This window comes from Gilliamella sp. Nev3-1, from assembly GCF_001690435.1.
Taxonomy (GTDB): domain Bacteria; phylum Pseudomonadota; class Gammaproteobacteria; order Enterobacterales; family Orbaceae; genus Gilliamella; species Gilliamella apicola_C.
Genome location: NZ_LZHN01000063.1, coordinates 88,535 through 106,196, shown reverse-complemented (window position 1 = coordinate 106,196; position 17,662 = coordinate 88,535). Strand labels below are relative to the sequence as shown.

The window sequence follows — 17,662 nt, the reverse complement described above, 5'->3', positions numbered from 1 at the left end:
TTGATAAGGTTTTATTTTATGATGTGGTGTTATATTTATCGAAGTACCAAAAAAGAAAACTGTTATTTATATATGGAACATGAAAATAACTTTTCAAGCATTCCAGATAAGATACTTTCGATTTTTGGTACACCAGTATTTGTGATGAAAGTATTACTTGATGGCAAACGACGTTTTGTTGTTGGCACTTCAGATGAAATCGAACAAAAAATAAAAACAGATGGCTTTTTCTTGCAGATGTTAAAAGAAGATGATTTTAAAGTATGATTGAACCATTTTGGGAATATAAAACGTTAGAGCAAATGAGCGACGAAGAGTGGGAACAACTTTGTGATGGTTGTGGTCAGTGTTGCCTGAATAAACTTATGGATGAAGATACGGACGAAATCTTATACACCAATGTAGCTTGTAATTTGCTTGATTCTAATACTTGTCAGTGTAAACATTATTATAATCGCTTTGATTATGAACCTGATTGCATTAAGTTAACACGTGAAAATTTACTTACTATCGAATGGTTACCTGTAACTTGCACTTATCGTTATTTTTCTGAAAAAGGCATGCTACCTGATTGGCACCCACTTATTACAGGAAATAAGAAGCTTATGCATAAGCTGAAAATATCGGTTAAAAATCGCATTGTCTATGAAAAAGATGTGATTTGTTGGGAAGATCATATTATCTAATACAGACCAGCATTATTGCCTTCTTTAAACTGTTGTTAAATATGAATTTTTAATGGGTATTTTTCTACTAATTTGGTATAGGTTATTAACAACTAAGTGATTTCTTATAGTTAAAAATCAGGTAGGAAGTTTAAATAAGAAGTGATTAATTTAGTCCTCAGTAGAAACAAAGGCGGCAATAAATAGACCTCGAATTATATCGAGGTCTATTAACAATGAGCTAAGGCGCAATAAATGCCTTTTCTTATATATTTTTCTTATATATGAGGTTTATTTTTTAGCTTGCTCAGCGGCTTTAACAATTGCTGCAAAAGCATCTGCTTTTAGTGATGCCCCACCAACTAATGCTCCATCAATATCTGGTTGAGTAAATAGTTCAGCGGCATTTTTGTCATTAACAGAACCACCATATTGAATGATTACTTGCTCAGCAACTTTAGCATCTTGTTTAGCTATATGGTCACGAATAAATTTATGAACAGCTTGTGCTTGTGCTGGAGTTGCTGATTTGCCAGTTCCAATTGCCCAAACGGGTTCATAAGCAATAACCGCGCCGTTAAATGCTTGAACTCCAAGCGCTTTAATTACCGCATCAATTTGGCGAGCGCAAACAGCTTGTGTTTGTCCAGCTTCGTTTTCTGCTTCTGTTTCACCAATACATAAAACAGGGACTAAACCAGCTTCTTTTATTACACCAAATTTTTTAGCAATAAATTCATCAGATTCTTTGTGGTAAGTTCGACGTTCTGAATGCCCAATAATTATATGACTAACGCCGATATCTTTTAGCATTTCAACAGAGACTTCACCTGTATAAGCACCAGACAGATTAATGCCGACATCTTGAGCTCCCAAAATAATATTAGAGCCATCTAACTGATGTTTTACCAAATCAAGGTAGACTACCGGTGGTGCAATTGCAATATTGCAAGCCGTGTTATTTGATAGCTCATTTCGTAGCCCTGCGACTAAGCTTTTAGCCATGTCGGTACTGCCATTGAGCTTCCAATTTCCCATAACAAGTGGTTTACGCATAATTTTCTCCAACTTAAAGTTTAAAATAGTGTTGATTTTAGAATGAATTCGGTATAATGATTAGCATTATACACCAAATAATTTGAGCTTGAGGAAAAATATGTCATTAGAAATATTGAATCAATTAGAGAGTAAAATCCAACATACTGTTAATACTATCACTACATTACAACAAGAGATTGCTACTTTAAAACAAGGCAATCAGGAGTTGGAACAGCTGATTAATGATAGTTCTGATGAAATGAAAGCGTTACGTGACGAAAACGACAAACTAAAACAAGATCAACAAATGTGGCAACAACGCATTCAAACTTTACTAACTAAAATAGGTGAAATTACCCAATAAGTTAGCTACTTTACCTGTAAACGCGACTTATGTCGCGTTTGTTTTATTTTTTACTAAATGCTATGACGAAACTTAAGTTTAATGCGAGAAGAGCTAAAATCATTATGGATCACTCAGACTATTCATTTAATTGAAAACGAATCTGGGCGGTTTGCAGATCAAGATATTAATAGACAAGTAAGAGCGATGCAGACATCACTTACTAATCGTATTGTGATGCGTGCTGTCATGTTGTCTAAAGAAAATGGTTTGCTTTCAGCGCAAAAAACATTATTACGTGCAGCAAAACTTTCTTTTATTATATTACTTTTTTTATCCACTATATTTGGGGCAACCTTGGCTTTTGGCGCTTTAAGCCAAGATCCGGTTAATTTGTATTGGGCTATTTTTAGCTTATTAGGCATGCATTTAGTTACCTTATTAATTTGGTTACTTTCTTTTTTCTTTTTTTCAAATCTTGGTGGTAGTTTACTTGTTTATTGTTGGCTATGGCTGACTAAAAAATTTTCTCAGAAAAAGACAGTACAACAGCTTATTCCCGCTTTTGTTGAGTTATTTGGTGTACGTATCCGTTGGTTAATTGGTTTTGTTCTCAATCTTTTTTGGACCCTTATATTAAGTAGTGCGCTATTAGTATTAGTTGTTTTATTTTCAACTCAACATTATCGATTTGAATGGAAAACAACATTACTGAGTTCGGATGCTATTATTAATTTAACTCATTATTTAGGTTGGTTGCCTTCTTTAATCGGTTTTACCATTCCAAACAATGATATTATAAGACTCAGTGAACAAGCATTAAATACCAGTGACGCACGTTCAGCATGGGCAATTTGGCTACTTGGGGTTTTTTGTGTTTATGGACTAATCATTCGATTGCTCTGTATGGTGATTTGTGGGCTTAACTGGGTAATAAGTTGTCGGCAAATTAAATTAAATACTCAAACTGCCTGTTACCAATTATTAGCTAATGACTTACAACCATTGTTAGTTAATGTTGAAGATGCGGATAGTAAAGGAAAAGATAAGGTATCTCACTTAACCAACCACTTTATAGAAGATGGGCAAGGCGCTTTTTTGGTCGCCATTGACATACAGGAAGATTGGTCTCCACCAGATTCAGTTACTTTTTTAGGTTTTTTAAATACACGCGAGCAACGCCGTAACATTTTAGATTATTTACAATTATCGCCAGCTAAAAAATTATTAATTGCTATTGATACTGATAGGGCTCCTGATAGGGGAATGTTAAATTTAATTGATCAATTGATGAATAAATCACAACAAAACCGAATTTGGTTTATTAATCAAGGTAAGCAACTTAATAATTGGCAGGATTTATCACTACAATCAGCTACACCAACATGGTTAAACGAGGAATTTTAACATGTTAACAACATTAAAATTAGCTGTGGTAGGGCATTCAAATGTAGGTAAAACTTCGTTATTACGAACTTTAACTCGGAATAGTCGCTTTGGTGATGTTTCTGATAAACCTGGAACAACTCGACATGTTGAGTCTATTAAAGTGTCTTTAGATAAGCAAAAGTCAATCATTTTCTATGATACGCCTGGATTAGAAGACAGCTTGGCATTATATGATTACATTAATCAAATAACGCCAGCAAATAGTAGGCTTGATGGCGTTGATAAATTAACAAATTTTTTACAAAGTCCTGAAGCAGAAAATTCTTTTGATCAAGAAGCCAAGGTCATTAGGCAGTTATTAAAAAGTGATGCAGCTATATATGTTATTGATGTGCGAGAACCTATTCTTGCTAAATATCATGATGAATTGGCTATTTTAGCAAACGGTGATAAACCATTGTTAGCCGTACTAAATTTTACTGCCCATGAGGAAAAAAATGAAAATGAATGGAAAAAATTGCTTTCACGTGTGGGGATTCATGCTATCATAAAGTTTGATGCTATAGTGTCCCCCATAGACGGTGAGGAGCGGCTGTACAAAAGCCTAGCTTTATTAATTGAACCTGCAAAGGTTATTTTAGAACAATGGCTAGATCACATTGTGCAAATGCGCGAATCTCGCAATCACAGTGCTAATTTGATTATCGCAGAAGCATTAGTTGATGTCACTGCTTTTTATAAAATGGTAAAATCAGATGACAAACAAGCTATTGTAGATATGCAAAATCAAGTAAGAAAACGGGAACAATTAGCAATAAACGAATTGTTAAAACTTTATCAATTCAATTCTGTACTAGAGAGTGAAGAGCATTTACCTTTAATAAAAGGTCGTTATAATGCCGATCTATTTAATATAGATGCGCTAAAAACGATGAGCAAACATCTGACAAAAGGTTTTGTGTCAGGTGCAACTATTGGGGCAAGCATCGATTTAGCTACAGGCGGAATTACACTTGGCTCAGCAGCTTTAATTGGAGGCGCTGTTGGTAGTTTAATGCAAACAGCTAAACATTATGGCTCTAGAATGCGATATCAGCTTTCTGGGTATAGAAAATTAAGTATTGATGATGTGATTATTTGTTTTTTTTCTTTAAGGCTTATGAATCTTAAAGAAAGTTTAAATTATCGAAGCCATGCGAACACATCTCCTATTAAGTTATCAAAATTAGACAAGCAAGAATGGGAAAAAGGTGTGTTGCCTAAAAGTTTAAAGGTAGCTAGACGTTATTCGCATTGGTCGACTTTAAATAAAGGAACAAAAAGAAATGATAAAAAATGGCAATCGACTATTAGGAACGTTGCTGAGCAGTTGCATTAGCACGCAGAAATGTTTTTTAATAATTACATTTGTTTTGTCTATTTTTATGCTATTTGGCTGTAGTTCTAGCCAACCTCAGGTTTCAGGCAAGAAAACTAAATCTGATTCGATTATGTTAGCTAAAATAGACTCCCATTATAAAAAATGGCAAAATACACCCTATCGTTATGGAGGCACCACGTTAGCAGGTAGTGATTGTTCTGCATTGGTAATGAATTTTTTCAAAAACAAACTGTCAAAAAACTTACCAAGAAGTGCTGCTGAGCAAGCTCGATTAGGTGTTAAAGTTAATAAGCCTAAAGCAGGTGATTTGGTATTCTTTAAGACAGGCCGTAGCCGCAGTGGTTTACATGTTGGGATTTATTATGCTAATGGTAAATTTTTACATGCTTCAACATCAAAAGGTGTGATTTATTCAAACTTGAATGATAGTTACTGGAAGAAGCATTATTGGATGGCACGCCGTTTAATAACTAGCAAAAGCTAAATCTATATGAAATTAAAGCACTCTAAATTCAATCTATTTAGAGTGCTTTAATGTTATTTTATTCTTTTCCTCTATAATTAAATCATTGATTTTTGTCTTAATTCACGCATTACTTTTGCTACATAAAGCATTTCTTCTGGAGTGCCAAGTGATATACGACACCAATCAGTGGCAGGGAAAAAATCTCGGCCAACTAATATAAATTTTTGTTTCATTAATTCCCGATAATCATTTAATGCAATAGGGGTTTTATGAAATATAAAATTGGTTTCTGATTTAAGATAATGAAATCCAAGCTCGGACAATACTTTTTCCATGATTTCACGTGATACATCAATTACTTTTTTACAATAAGCCAAATATTGAGTATCTTTTAGTGATGACAATGCCGCACAAACTCCACAATAATTAAGCTTTTCGCCTGCTACATACTGGGCTATGTTTTTAGTGTTTTCTTCTGTACTGACAATGTAACCTACTCGTAATCCAGCCATTGCATGAATTTTAGAAAATGTTTTAAGTAGTATAATATTTTCATACCCTTGGGTAATAAATTTGTCTGCTGATTCAAAAGCTGGATCATTGACAAACTCGGCATAAGCTTCATCGAAAATAAAAATGGTGTTTTTAGGTTTACTTTTTATCCATGATTCAATTTCATTTATGCCAAATACAGTAGAAGTAGGATTATTGGGATTAACTAAATAAACAATAGAAAATCCTTGATAATTTTCAACCGCTTTTCTTAAACCATTTATATCAATTTTCCAATCGGTTAAACATGGCACTTTAGTGATTTTTAAATGAAATATTTTGGCAAAATGTTCACCATCACTATAGGTGAGTTCGGGTATCACTAATTGAGCATCAGGTTTTACAAAAGCAGAAATAGTGCTACGGATCCCTTCTGATGAACCTGCTGTCAAAAGAATTTGTGTATCACTTACTTGATGGTATTGAGCTAATGCTTTATTTAAAAGTGGCATTTCAGCTTTTGCATATCTATTTGCTTTCCAAACGGCATCAATGGCTGCTTGTTTGGCTGATGATGACATGCCCAGCGCATTTTCGTTAAAATTGAGCCGAACAGGGCTAGTTGCATCTGGCACTACTGCTTTATCAAGCATCGGTAGTGAGAATGAAATCGAATTTTGTGCTTGTTGAGCATACGCTTTAGATAATAGCTGATTAACGGATAATCCTGCAATTGCTGCACTTGAAAATGTTAATAGTTTTCTTCTACTGATATGTAAGTTAGACACCATGATTCACCTCATTTTTAATTGTTTTTTATGTGGTCAATAATGAATTATGCAAAAATAATACCAAGTTTATAACAAGCACGAGAAAGGAAGCACTTTGTGAGATAAAAATAATAAAATAATGATTATTCTTGTTTAACATCTACATTATGTGCATCATGATGATTTAAGCGTGCACTAATCTGGCGCTTTATTGCGCAAAAAAGAGCGAGGGAAAGAACCGTTATCATCAACGGTTCTTTGAGGGATATGTTACCAACTATTCGTGGATAATAACGCTTAACTCTCTGCGGGTGTTTCTATGTCTGAATAGGTTGCCAGCATCTGTAAGAATTTATATTTAGAATTCACCATTTTAGTTGAACGTTCATGTAAGGTATTAGCAATTGTTGGTTCAAGTGTTTCTAAACGACGGAAACGCTGTTCTTTCAATAATATCCCAGATAATAAATCGCTATTCGGTGCTTTTGAGTCAAGTAATAAACCTGGCTTGCCTTCAGCCATGCGACGTGGATCGTAACGATACAGCGGCCAGAATCCTGACTTAACTAAATCTTTCATTTGTTCGTGTGATTTAGCAAGATCATAACCATGCTCTTCACACGGGCTATAAGCAATAACTAGCGATGGTCCATTATAGGCTTCGGCTTCTTGCAAAGCTTTAAGTGTTTGATTAAGTTGCGAGCCTAACGCAATTTGTGCGACATAGACATGACCATACATCATTATATTAACACCAAGATCTTTACGGGCTTTATGCTTACCTAAATCAGCAAATTTTGATACAGCGCCCATAGGGGTAGCTTTTGACTGTTGGCCACCAGTATTAGAATAACACTGAGTATCTAATACTAATATATTGACGTTATCCGTTAAGCTCATCACATGATCAAGCCCACCAAAACCAATATCGTAAGCCCAGCCATCGCCACCAATGGCCCAAACTGATTTATCAATCAAATAATTGGCATCTTCAATCAATTCTTGTGCTTGCGCAGAACCTAAATGGGCAAGCTGTTCACGTAACAAGGCGACTTGTTGGCGTTTTTCAGCAATTGATGTTTCTGATGATTTTAAAGCGATAACAATTTCAGGTGAAATGTCGCCTGCAACATAATCAAGCAAACGCAATGCTCGTTTTTTATGTTGATCATAAGTAATGCGATAACCTAATGCAAACTCAGCATTATCTTCAAATAGCGAATTTGCCCAAGCGGGCCCACGACCAGCATTATCAGTAGTGTAAGGTGATGATGGAAGATTACCGCCATAAATGGATGAACACCCAGTGGCATTAGCAATCGCTAAATGGTCGCCATAAAGTTGCGTTAACAATTTAATGTATGGTGTTTCACCACAACCAGCACAAGCACCAGAATATTCAAATAGTGGTGTAAGTAATTGTGATGTACGTACATCAATGCGTTCAAGCGTGTTGATATCACGATCTGGCAATGCGGTAAAGTATTCAAAATTAGCTCGCTGAGTATCAATATTGTCGATACGTGATTGCATATTGATGGCTTTAATTGCAAAATTATTGCGATCACGGGCAGGGCAAACTTCGACACACAAGTTACAGCCTGTACAATCTTCTGGTGCAACTTGCAACACATAGCGTTGACCTTTCATATCACGGGCTTTGACTTCAAGCGAGCTTAATGAGTCTGGTGCATTAGCCATATCATCGGGCGCAACAACTTTTGCACGAATGGCAGCATGTGGGCAAGCAACAGCACAATGATTACATTGGGTACACAGTTCGGGTTGCCAAATAGGAATTTCTTCAGCAATGTTACGTTTTTCCCATTTAGTTGTGCCGATCGGCCATGTGCCATCAGGTGGAAATGCTGATACAGGTAAGCTATCGCCCAAACCAGCTAACATAGCGGCAGTGACTGTTTTAACAAAATTAGGCGCGTTAGCTGGCACAATTGGTGGCATCATGGCACTGCTTTGATCAACGCAACTAAGAGGAATTTGCTCAAGTGAGGCTATAGCTAAATCGAGTGCTTTCCAGTTATTTTCGACCAAATTTTGCCCTTTACTACTATAACTTTTAGCAATGACTTCTTTTAATTGGCTGATATTAAAATCATTTTTGAAAATTTCAGCAAGGTGAAAAAATGCTGCCTGCATGACGGTATTTATTCTGGCACCTAAGTTACATTCACGAGCAATTTTGGCCGCATTTATGATATAAAAATGTGCGCGTTTTTGAATTAATTGTACTTGCACTTCTTTGGGTAGGCGATGCCAAATCTCATCTTTACTATAGGGTGTGTTAAGCAAAAAGATGCCATCATCTTTTAGTTTATCCACAATCTGATATTTATCGATAAACTGATCTTGATGGCAACCAATAAAATGGGCGCTGGTAATTAAATAAGGTGAATCGATTGGATCTAAACTGACACGTAAGTGAGATGTAGTTAAACCGCCGGCCTTTTTAGAGTCATACACAAAATACCCTTGTACATAAAAAGGTGAGCTATCGCCAATAATTTTAATATTATTTTTGGTTGCTGAAACGGTGCCATCACTACCGAGCCCATAAAAAAGAGCTTCAAGTGCAGATTTTTGTGGGATAGAGCAGTTTGGTAATGGTAAAGAAAGACCTGTTATATCGTCATAAATACCAACGGTAAAACGAGGTTTTGGCTTATTCGCTCTTAACTCAGTAAAAATCGCAAGTACACAGCGAGGATCGAACTCTTTTGACGATAACCCATAACGCCCCCCGATAATCAGTGGCATGCATGTGCGCTCTCCACGTGATAAGCTTTCGGCAAAAGCAGTAATAATATCTAAATACAGAGGTTCGGCTTGCGCTCCTGGTTCTTTAGTTCTATCAAGAACTGCGATTTTTTGGGCAGTATTTGGGATCACTGCAAGTAAATGTTCGGCAGAAAAAGGGCGAAATAATCTAACGATCACAACACCAACTTTTTCATTTTGTTTAAGTAGCACATCAACCACTTCTTTGGTGGTGCTAGCTCCCGATCCCATAATCACAATAATGCGTTCGGCATCACTAGCGCCGTAATATTCAAAAGGCTGATATCTTCTGCCTGTTTCTATTGCAAAAGCATCCATAGCATTAACAACATGCTGATAAGCATTATCATAATAGGTATTTATTGCTTCTCGGCATTGAAAATAGGTATCAGGATTAGCTGATGTACCGCGTGTTACTGGTTTGTCAGGCGTTAAAGCTTGTGCTCGATAAGCTTTAATAGCCTTATGCGGTAATAAGTTATGGATCTGTTCATCACTCAGTGGATAGATTTTATTAACTTCGTGCGATGTTCTAAATCCATCAAAAAAGTGAGTAAAGGGAACACGACTATTTAAACTGGCCATTTGTGCAATTAAGGCAAAATCTTGTGCTTCTTGCACCGAACTTGAACAAAGCATTGCAAAACCAGTTTGCCTAATTGCCATGACATCAGAATGATCGCCAAAAATTGAAAGGGCATGCGTTGCAACTGTTCGTGCAGCAACATGCAAAACAAAAGGTGTAAGTTCACCAGCTATTTTATATAGCGATGGGATCATTAAAAGTAAGCCTTGTGACGAAGTAAACGAAGTCGCAAGCGCACCAGTCATTAATGCACCATGAACCGTAGCAATTGCGCCTGCTTCGGATTGCATTTCAATTACTCGTGGCGTATCGCCAAATACATTTGGCTTATTAAATTCCGCCCATGTGCTAGCTTGCTCTGCCATTGTTGAGCTTGGCGTAATTGGATAAATAGCGATGACTTCGTTTGCACGATAAGCAACAGATGACACTGCACTATTAGCATCTGATATGATCATTAAAAAACCTTTAATTTTATAGCGTTATGACATTACTAACTTTTTAATTATTAGTATATTGTAACAGAAACTAAGATAGCTTTTAGTTATTTTTATGTTAAACATTTTGCTATTGCCTTACAAAATAAAAACATAAAAAGACAAAATTAATTAATTCAATTAATTAAATTAATATATAACTAAATAACGATTATAAAAATGATATCAGCAAGCTAAAAAACTAAAATAAGAATAGAAAATAATGAGCATAAAAGCGCAAGGTAATCATTAATAGAATGACGTTGATATGTTTTAGATATGTTATGCTAAAATTCATCAATATGTTATGGGTAGATATATAGATTTTTAAAAACAAAAGCAATAGCCAAATTGATTGACAAAATATCAGATAAGCAAGTAATTGATATACTACAAGCTGGTGATACCTATTTCCAAGAGTGTTCAATATTCTGTGTCATTTCCTTTTTTACACCTAGTTAACCGAAATGACACAGAATTTTGAATACTCTCATCCTATGTGTAACTACTCAACTACCATTTTTCTTAGGCTTTTTTATCCATTTTGTATCTACTTATTTTTACTCATTCGCTTAGTTCAAAAATAGGCAAATACATAAATTTATTTACAGCGTCATTTTTCTCGTTGCTTAGCAAGGTCAATAAGTTTGTCTAGGCTAATTAAAGAATTCATTACATCATTTTGACATAGACTTTCATCATTTTGATAGATATCTTCATCATCTTGATAGGTATCTTCTCTTGTAATCCATATTAGCCAAGCTTTAACTGCTAAATATTCTTCAATGGTTAATGTTGCCCAGCGTTCAAATAGATGGCTCTCAGACAGTATTTTTTCAAAATCCATAATCCAAAATACGATTTTATCTATAAGATCTTTAATTCTTGCTTTTTTATCCCATATAACTCTTGCTTTAGCTAAAGCCTCAGCTCTAGCCATAGCTCTTGCTTTAGCTCTTACTTTAGCTCTAGTTCTACCTAAAGCTATATCTATAGCTTTAGCTTTAGCCTCAGCTTCAGCCTCAGCTCTAACTATAGCTTCATCTTCAGCTATAGCTATATCCATAGCTTTAGCTGAAGTAATAAGTAACCCAGGTAAATAATAAGCATAGGCTGATGGAGTAAATAAAAATAAAGCATCATCATAGTTTACGTATATATCAAGAGTAATATCTTGCCAATTCTTACCCAAAAATTGTTTTAGCGCTATTTCATCATCTGGCATCATTATTGGACCTAATTCCCACATCTCTTTCGGACGCTCTCGCCAAGAAAATGCCTCCGTTATTTTATTGAATAATATTTTTTCATATATAACATCATATTTTTCCTGTTCAGGTGCTTTTACCTTTTTCATCTTCGAAGCTCCTTTTTTAATTTATCACCAATTTTATAACATATTTTTATTTCATTATCTATCTGATTGATCCTCACCAAAATATTTGGACAGGCTATACTAATTAGTGCCCGTTTTATCAGGTTATTGTTACGATAAACAAAAAAACAAAAGAAATCACCGATGACAAATCGCATTTCAAGAAGAAAAAAACGCCGTTTTACTTACCAATTAAAAAAATGGTGATTCTATATCAACATGCTAAAAAATAAACGAATATTGTTGCTGAGTATGACATCACTAAATCCGCATTAGATAAGTGGATAAAGCAATATCAAACCACTGCCTATTGTTTAAACTCTGCGCTAAATTTTTTGACACATAATGTGTTCTCCTATGATTTGTACTATTTTAGGGGGATATTTATCTTGTCATTTTTTGTATTCCTACAAAAAAATAAAAATGTAATATTTAAAAATAATCAGCAAAACAACAATTCAGATAGCCCTTTTAAAAATGGGAATGTATTGGAGATGGTATCGTCAGCGGTATTTCTTACTGTTCCTCAATTGGAAATGGTTGTACTTACATTCGGAGGGGGGGTATATGCATGATGTGCTATAAATTAATCTCGTACTAATCTCGTGAATACTAATTTTTATACAAATTATGGACAGGATTTTAAGAATATGATCAGGTTATTACACTGATAAACATTAAAATCGAATAGGCCTATTAAAATTTTATTTTATCATCAATGGAATTTCGTCACTAACTCTTAGTTTTGTTGCCACGAATGCTATAGCTGGAGTGTTTTTTTCGTGATTTTAGGTTTATTTGGTTGCTTGGCAAGGTGTTGCTTATACAGATAAGCATACCAAAGATCGATCTATTGGTATGCTTATTTTTAAGCTTTTTATTTTATAACTTTAATGCTTGTACGCTTTGTACTAGATCAGCAAGTTGTGTAACAATTTGAGCTCCTGTATTAGCTTCATCACCACCAAGTGTTTTATTGCGCATAAAGTCGGTTTTAATTTGCTGCCAGCGTTTTGTTTGTTCTTCAGTAAGTACATTACGGATTTCTGCCAATTTTAATAAATTTTCTTCTGCTCCATTAGTAAGCAATTGTGCTTCTCCAAGGTAGTGATCTTCAATAATCTGATTAAGTTCTTCATCATTCATCACTGAGGATATTTTTTCTGCAAGTTTATTCATATTACGGTAACTACCTTGCAACTTAAATGGAGGTTCGGTTCGATATTTATCAGATTGTGCCGCACTAATAATGTATTGTTGATTAACTTTAAATACTACTTCACGAACTTTTAATAGATGACGAAGTACTGCAACAATTTCATTAATTTCGGCTTGGCTATAAGCATAACTAAGCTCGTTAGTGTTGAGTGGCTTTCCTTGTGCATGATCGATTAATAGATAAAGATCATTAAGATCACGTAAGGCAAGAGGGGAAAGGATAGGATTTGAGGTTAAGCTGTTTTCAATATAGCTTGATGCAAATACTTCATCCATTCCGCCAAGCACTTCCCCTAAATTATAAATATCTGCACGGTTAGCCAACATGTCAGGAATTTTAAAAACTTCACCAGATTCGGTATAGGGGTTACCAGCCATAATTACGCAGAATTTTTTGCCACGAAGATCATACGTTTTGGTTTTTCCTTTCCAAACCCCTTCAATGCGCCTAGAGCCGTCACATAGTGAAATAAATTTTTGTAAAAATTCAGGGTTGGTGTGTTGGATATCATCAAGATAAAGCATAACGTTGTTACCCATTTCAAGTGCTAAGTTAAGCTTTTCAAGTTCTTGGCGGGCTGTTGCATTGGGTGCTTGCTCAGGATCAAAAGATAACACACTATGCCCTAACGCTGGTCCATTAATTTTCATAAAAATTAAACCAAGTCGGTTGGCAATATATTCCATTAAGGTTGTTTTACCATAACCTGGAGGGGATATGAGTAATAATAATCCCATTAAATCGGTACGACGACTTTCTCCTACAGTTCCCATTTGTTTTGCCAAGTTATCACCAATAATTGGTAGGTAAACTTGATTAATGAGTTTATTACGTACAAATGAACTTAATGGTTTTGCTTTAAATTCATCAAGATGTAAAAAATGGCGTTGTTCTTCTAAAACTTCTTGGCGAAGCATTTGGTAATGCTTAAATTCTGGAATTACCACACGCGATTGTTTACGCATACGACTGAAGAAGTCATCTAGATTTATATTTAATTGCCCTTGCTTAATGCTTGGGTGTTCGCCTAATAGATCATTAACGGTAATATCAAGGTCAACTTCGCTAACTGTTGAGGTTATACCATTTTCTTTATCTAATATACATAGCATTGTTGCTTCAGCAATATAAGCTACAAATTTTTGATACTGGGGTAGGGTGCATAGACCTTTAAACCAACTTTCGATTAGATTCCAACGATCTGCTAGTCGTGTCATCAGGCTTATTTGTGATTGATTAAAGTCCACCCACATGTGAGATTGCTCTAGTTGCGTTTTTAATCCTTCAAACAATATTTGGCTATATTTACTTAATGTAAATTGTTGCGGTGTTTCGGCTAATATATAGCTTAAATATTCGGATGCTTGTTTAACATGATAATTATCATGTTGTATTGGATATTTTTGTAGAAATAAACTGAGTTCTTCAAATATCTCTGTACGAAGATTTTTTAAGCCTTCTTCATGCCCAAACAGTGAGTAAATATCTAGACAGGTTTTAGCGCGTTCAGGCCATAACTTAGCGATGTCATTTTTTCGATTATAATGCCAATAAAGCATAGCTAGACTGCGTGCTAAAGGATTATAACGTAGTAAGCCTGCTATCTCACCTAGTGGAATAATTTTTAATAATATTTTTACAGCATCATGGTCGTGAATGCCTTTTTCATAGCCTTCTCGATATCGTATTGCTGCATAATCACGAACAGTTTTATTCAATAGTTCAGGTTGATTTAATTGCGTAGTTAGTTTTTCATAAGTTAATTCATCATCTTTTTTTAATGCAGAATTAATGATTGAATAAGCAAGATATTCTGCACGATAGACTGTAGGTGATTCTGATTCTAATGAAATTGTCCAAAATGGTTTGTAGCTTTCTAGTTTAGGATGTTCTATTTTTTCTTGATAATCGGTACCAGTTAATTGTAAATATAGGTGGCCTGCTTTAGGTACGACTGTTAGATCAAGTTCCTGTGTATTGACACTAAACTTATGTCTTGGCCCAAGCTTTATGATATTACCGCCTGATTCAAAAATCTCTGATTTATCACGTAAAGCGCGGATTGCTTGATCTTGTGCGCTTTTGAATCGGGATTCAATATCGTCTGCTTTAACATTATCAAATAGTGCTCTTAGTTTTTCGACGATTTCACGAATTTTTTGGGCTAAAGGATCTGCAACAAAAAAAGCATTGAGTTCTGTTTGGTCTGAAAACTTTGCGGTTCTTCTTGGTATGCTATCTAAAATTCGTTGCGCTGCGGTCTGTAGTGCTTCACTGCGTCTAGCTCTGTCTTCTAGAAGCGCTTGCTTATGTGTTTCAAACGATTCTAATATTTCTTCACGTTTTGCTAAGATATCATTTAAAAACTCTTCACTTTCGCTAAATTGATTTTCCAGTTCTTCTAATTGAACTAACAGCCTAGAAAGCTCATCTTCACATTTTTCAGGCGTTGTAGCAAGTCCTAGTGCATTAGCTATACTTTGACTAAATAGTTTGAATTGAGCGCCAAATTGGGCGATCATTTCAGTACTCGAAAAATTTTTTCGGTTTTGATTTATTCTTGCTTTGGTTTGATTAAGTTTTGAATAAACTTCTGCAATTGATTCAATGATTTTTGTTTGCAATGTGACATCATCAAACTTTAATGATGCCATTAATTGCGATAGCATATCTAAATCATTAGACATATCATCAGCCATTTTTGTTGGTTTACTGAGTTTTGCGACAGAATCTGCTTTCGCAATGTCATTTTCAATGTCATCAATTTTTGATATGAATGGCTCTAAGGCTTGTTCACTACCTAGAAATTCTGCTGTGGCTAAATAAACGATAGATTGGCGTTTTTTAAGTTCATCTTCCATTATATCGATTTGATCTAAATCGATATAACGGTAAGTTCTTAAAGTGACAAGACTACCTAATTGCATTTTGATTGCATTCAGGGCATCGACATATTCTTGGGTTTCTTTCCAACTATCAGGATATAATTTTGCTAATAGATCTTGTTGATTTGAAATCGCTTCGCGCATGGCGCTATTTGATTGGCGGCGTATACTTTCAACTTTTTCATATTCATCAAGCACTAATTCGCTTGTTTGCGAAATATTACGAAGAATTGGTGTAAAAGGTAAATTTTTCTCGTCATTTAGCCAAAAGTAGGTATCAAAAAGTTTTTTAGTGTCTTCACTTAATTTGCCGTATAGCTGGGATGATACTGATTGGTTGTCAATTTCGCGAGCAATAAAATAAAGATCTGATATGCCTCGAACTAGTTCAGCATTACCTATTCTACCTAAAAAGCTATTATTTGTTGGTTGTTTTGCAGCAAATTCATCACTATAAAATGGTGTTTGCCATATTTGCATTGGATGGACCCGAGTTGGTTCATTACTTTCTCCCTCAAACACAACCATTCTACCATCTTCAAAAACTGCATAACCATGACCTAAAATAGGGCTATTGAGTTTACGCTCAATCATATTATAGTTAAATAATGCTAATCGACCAGATGTTGGATCATAAAATATATATAAAACATCTTCGCCATTAGGTGAACGTCTGATACGTCTAAAACGCATTCCTGACATTGATTGATCAAATGTTTTATATTCGCCATTTTGTAAATAGTAGCCACCAGGGAAAATAATTCCATGATCTTCTGGGAGTTGGATACAAGCTTGACCAATAAAATCAATTCGTTGGACTTGTTGTGTTAGCGTATTATAGACTAAGTACCGCCAATTATCTTCACGATAAGGTAATACTTTTAGTAGAATTAGTGATCCTACTTTAGCATATTCTATTTTAGCGTCATTAATGGATTGATTTTTATCGATGACATCTTCGCGGTAAATTCCAAGCCCATCGTTAGTGTTATTTTCACATTTTATTGTTAAATCACCACCAATGGTTTCAACAAAAATAGTATCTAACACGTTAACATGTGGAAATCGCCCATTAATAATATTTTCACGTGTGGTCTCTTGCCATTCAAAATCATAAGCAGGTGGAAGAGCTATATCTCGTTCACCACGGTTATCTATATAATTAATATTTTTTTTATCGGTTGATATAGACCACCGAAAAACGCGAATATCACTTACCCGTTCACCAATTTGGAAACTAGCTAGTAACTTACCATCACGTTCAACAAGTTGTAATAACTGAGCATTTTTATAATAAGTATAAAGTTCATTAAAATCTTGAACAAATCGATCAATGTTTAAGAAGGTATCAGAAAGAGCAACAGGATCTGCTTCGTAATTACCATCACGGTCGATAAGCTGATAAAGAGAAAAGACATCTTCAATTTTGGTTTCTTTTTTTAACCCTAAAAAAACGTTATAGCCAAATAATAGCCAATCACCAAAACGAACAATATCTCTTGCTATACAGTTATTTTCAGTTCTTATACGAATTCGCGCGGTAATTGACATATCGCTTTTACCGAATTCAGAAAGCCGTTGTTGATTTAATGTTTCTGTTTTTTGGTTAAGCTCTTGCCCTAATGATGTTAGACGTTTACGAAGAATTTCATAAGCACCGCCTTCGGCAACTGCTTTATCTAATGTTGTTTGTTTTTCAATATCTTGTTGTATTTCTGACATTTTTAACTCATTATGATTATACAGAAAAGCTTATTGTTTTCGGTAGAAACGTATTATCT

11 protein-coding genes are annotated in these 17,662 nt (G+C 34.9%); 6 read left to right on the top strand and 5 right to left on the bottom strand.

Translation table 11 applies throughout. The features are described from left to right. Positions 1-18 precede the first annotated feature (18 nt). Both A9G40_RS09790 and A9G40_RS09785 read left to right on the top strand, forming a co-directional pair. Complete coding sequence (locus A9G40_RS09790) at positions 19-267, top strand: YcgL domain-containing protein (RefSeq protein ID WP_176700479.1); 249 nt, start codon at positions 19-21, stop codon at positions 265-267. Next, on the top strand, positions 264-686 hold the full coding sequence (locus tag A9G40_RS09785; RefSeq protein WP_065582886.1) for a YcgN family cysteine cluster protein: 423 nt from the start codon (positions 264-266) through the stop codon (positions 684-686). Before A9G40_RS09790 ends, A9G40_RS09785 begins: the two co-directional genes overlap by 4 nt. A 270-nt stretch (positions 687-956) precedes the next feature. On the opposite strand, the gene tpiA is transcribed toward A9G40_RS09785, so the two are convergent. Further along, positions 957-1,721 carry a triose-phosphate isomerase gene (gene tpiA, locus A9G40_RS09780; RefSeq protein WP_065582885.1) on the bottom strand — a complete coding sequence of 255 codons (765 nt, stop codon included), beginning with the start codon at positions 1,719-1,721 and terminating at the stop codon, positions 957-959. 100 nt (positions 1,722-1,821) lie between these two features. Here tpiA and zapB point away from each other — a divergent pair, with 100 nt between their 5' ends. From zapB to A9G40_RS09760, 4 genes are all read left to right on the top strand, one after another. Then, positions 1,822-2,067: a cell division protein ZapB gene (gene zapB / locus A9G40_RS09775; protein WP_065568020.1), complete on the top strand. Its 246-nt coding sequence runs from the start codon at positions 1,822-1,824 to the stop codon at positions 2,065-2,067. An 81-nt stretch (positions 2,068-2,148) separates the two neighbouring features. Next, positions 2,149-3,453, top strand: coding sequence for a DUF2868 domain-containing protein (locus A9G40_RS09770; protein WP_065582884.1), 1,305 nt, complete (start codon positions 2,149-2,151; stop codon positions 3,451-3,453). A gap of 1 nt (position 3,454) precedes the next feature. Further along, positions 3,455-4,813, top strand: a complete 1,359-nt coding sequence (locus A9G40_RS09765) for a GTPase/DUF3482 domain-containing protein (RefSeq protein WP_065582883.1) — start codon at positions 3,455-3,457, stop codon at positions 4,811-4,813. A 34-nt stretch (positions 4,814-4,847) separates the two neighbouring features. Further along, positions 4,848-5,300 carry a C40 family peptidase gene (locus tag A9G40_RS09760; protein WP_218058006.1) on the top strand — a complete coding sequence of 151 codons (453 nt, stop codon included), beginning with the start codon at positions 4,848-4,850 and terminating at the stop codon, positions 5,298-5,300. Positions 5,301-5,377: 77 nt separating this feature from the next. Here the strand turns inward: A9G40_RS09760 and A9G40_RS09755 are convergent, their stop codons facing one another. The 4 genes from A9G40_RS09755 to A9G40_RS09735 form a co-directional block, all read right to left on the bottom strand. Further along, positions 5,378-6,565, bottom strand: coding sequence for a pyridoxal phosphate-dependent aminotransferase (locus tag A9G40_RS09755; RefSeq protein WP_065582882.1), 1,188 nt, complete (start codon positions 6,563-6,565; stop codon positions 5,378-5,380). Positions 6,566-6,841: 276 nt separating this feature from the next. Beyond that, the gene (gene nifJ / locus A9G40_RS09750) at positions 6,842-10,384 is read right to left on the bottom strand and encodes a pyruvate:ferredoxin (flavodoxin) oxidoreductase (RefSeq protein WP_065582881.1); all 3,543 of its coding nucleotides are present in this window, start codon (positions 10,382-10,384) and stop codon (positions 6,842-6,844) included. A gap of 631 nt (positions 10,385-11,015) precedes the next feature. After that, positions 11,016-11,759, bottom strand: coding sequence for a hypothetical protein (locus A9G40_RS14745; protein ID WP_065582880.1), 744 nt, complete (start codon positions 11,757-11,759; stop codon positions 11,016-11,018). Between the two features lie 900 nt (positions 11,760-12,659). Beyond that, positions 12,660-17,603 carry a DNA repair ATPase gene (locus A9G40_RS09735; protein WP_065582878.1) on the bottom strand — a complete coding sequence of 1,648 codons (4,944 nt, stop codon included), beginning with the start codon at positions 17,601-17,603 and terminating at the stop codon, positions 12,660-12,662. Positions 17,604-17,662: the final 59 nt, after the last annotated feature.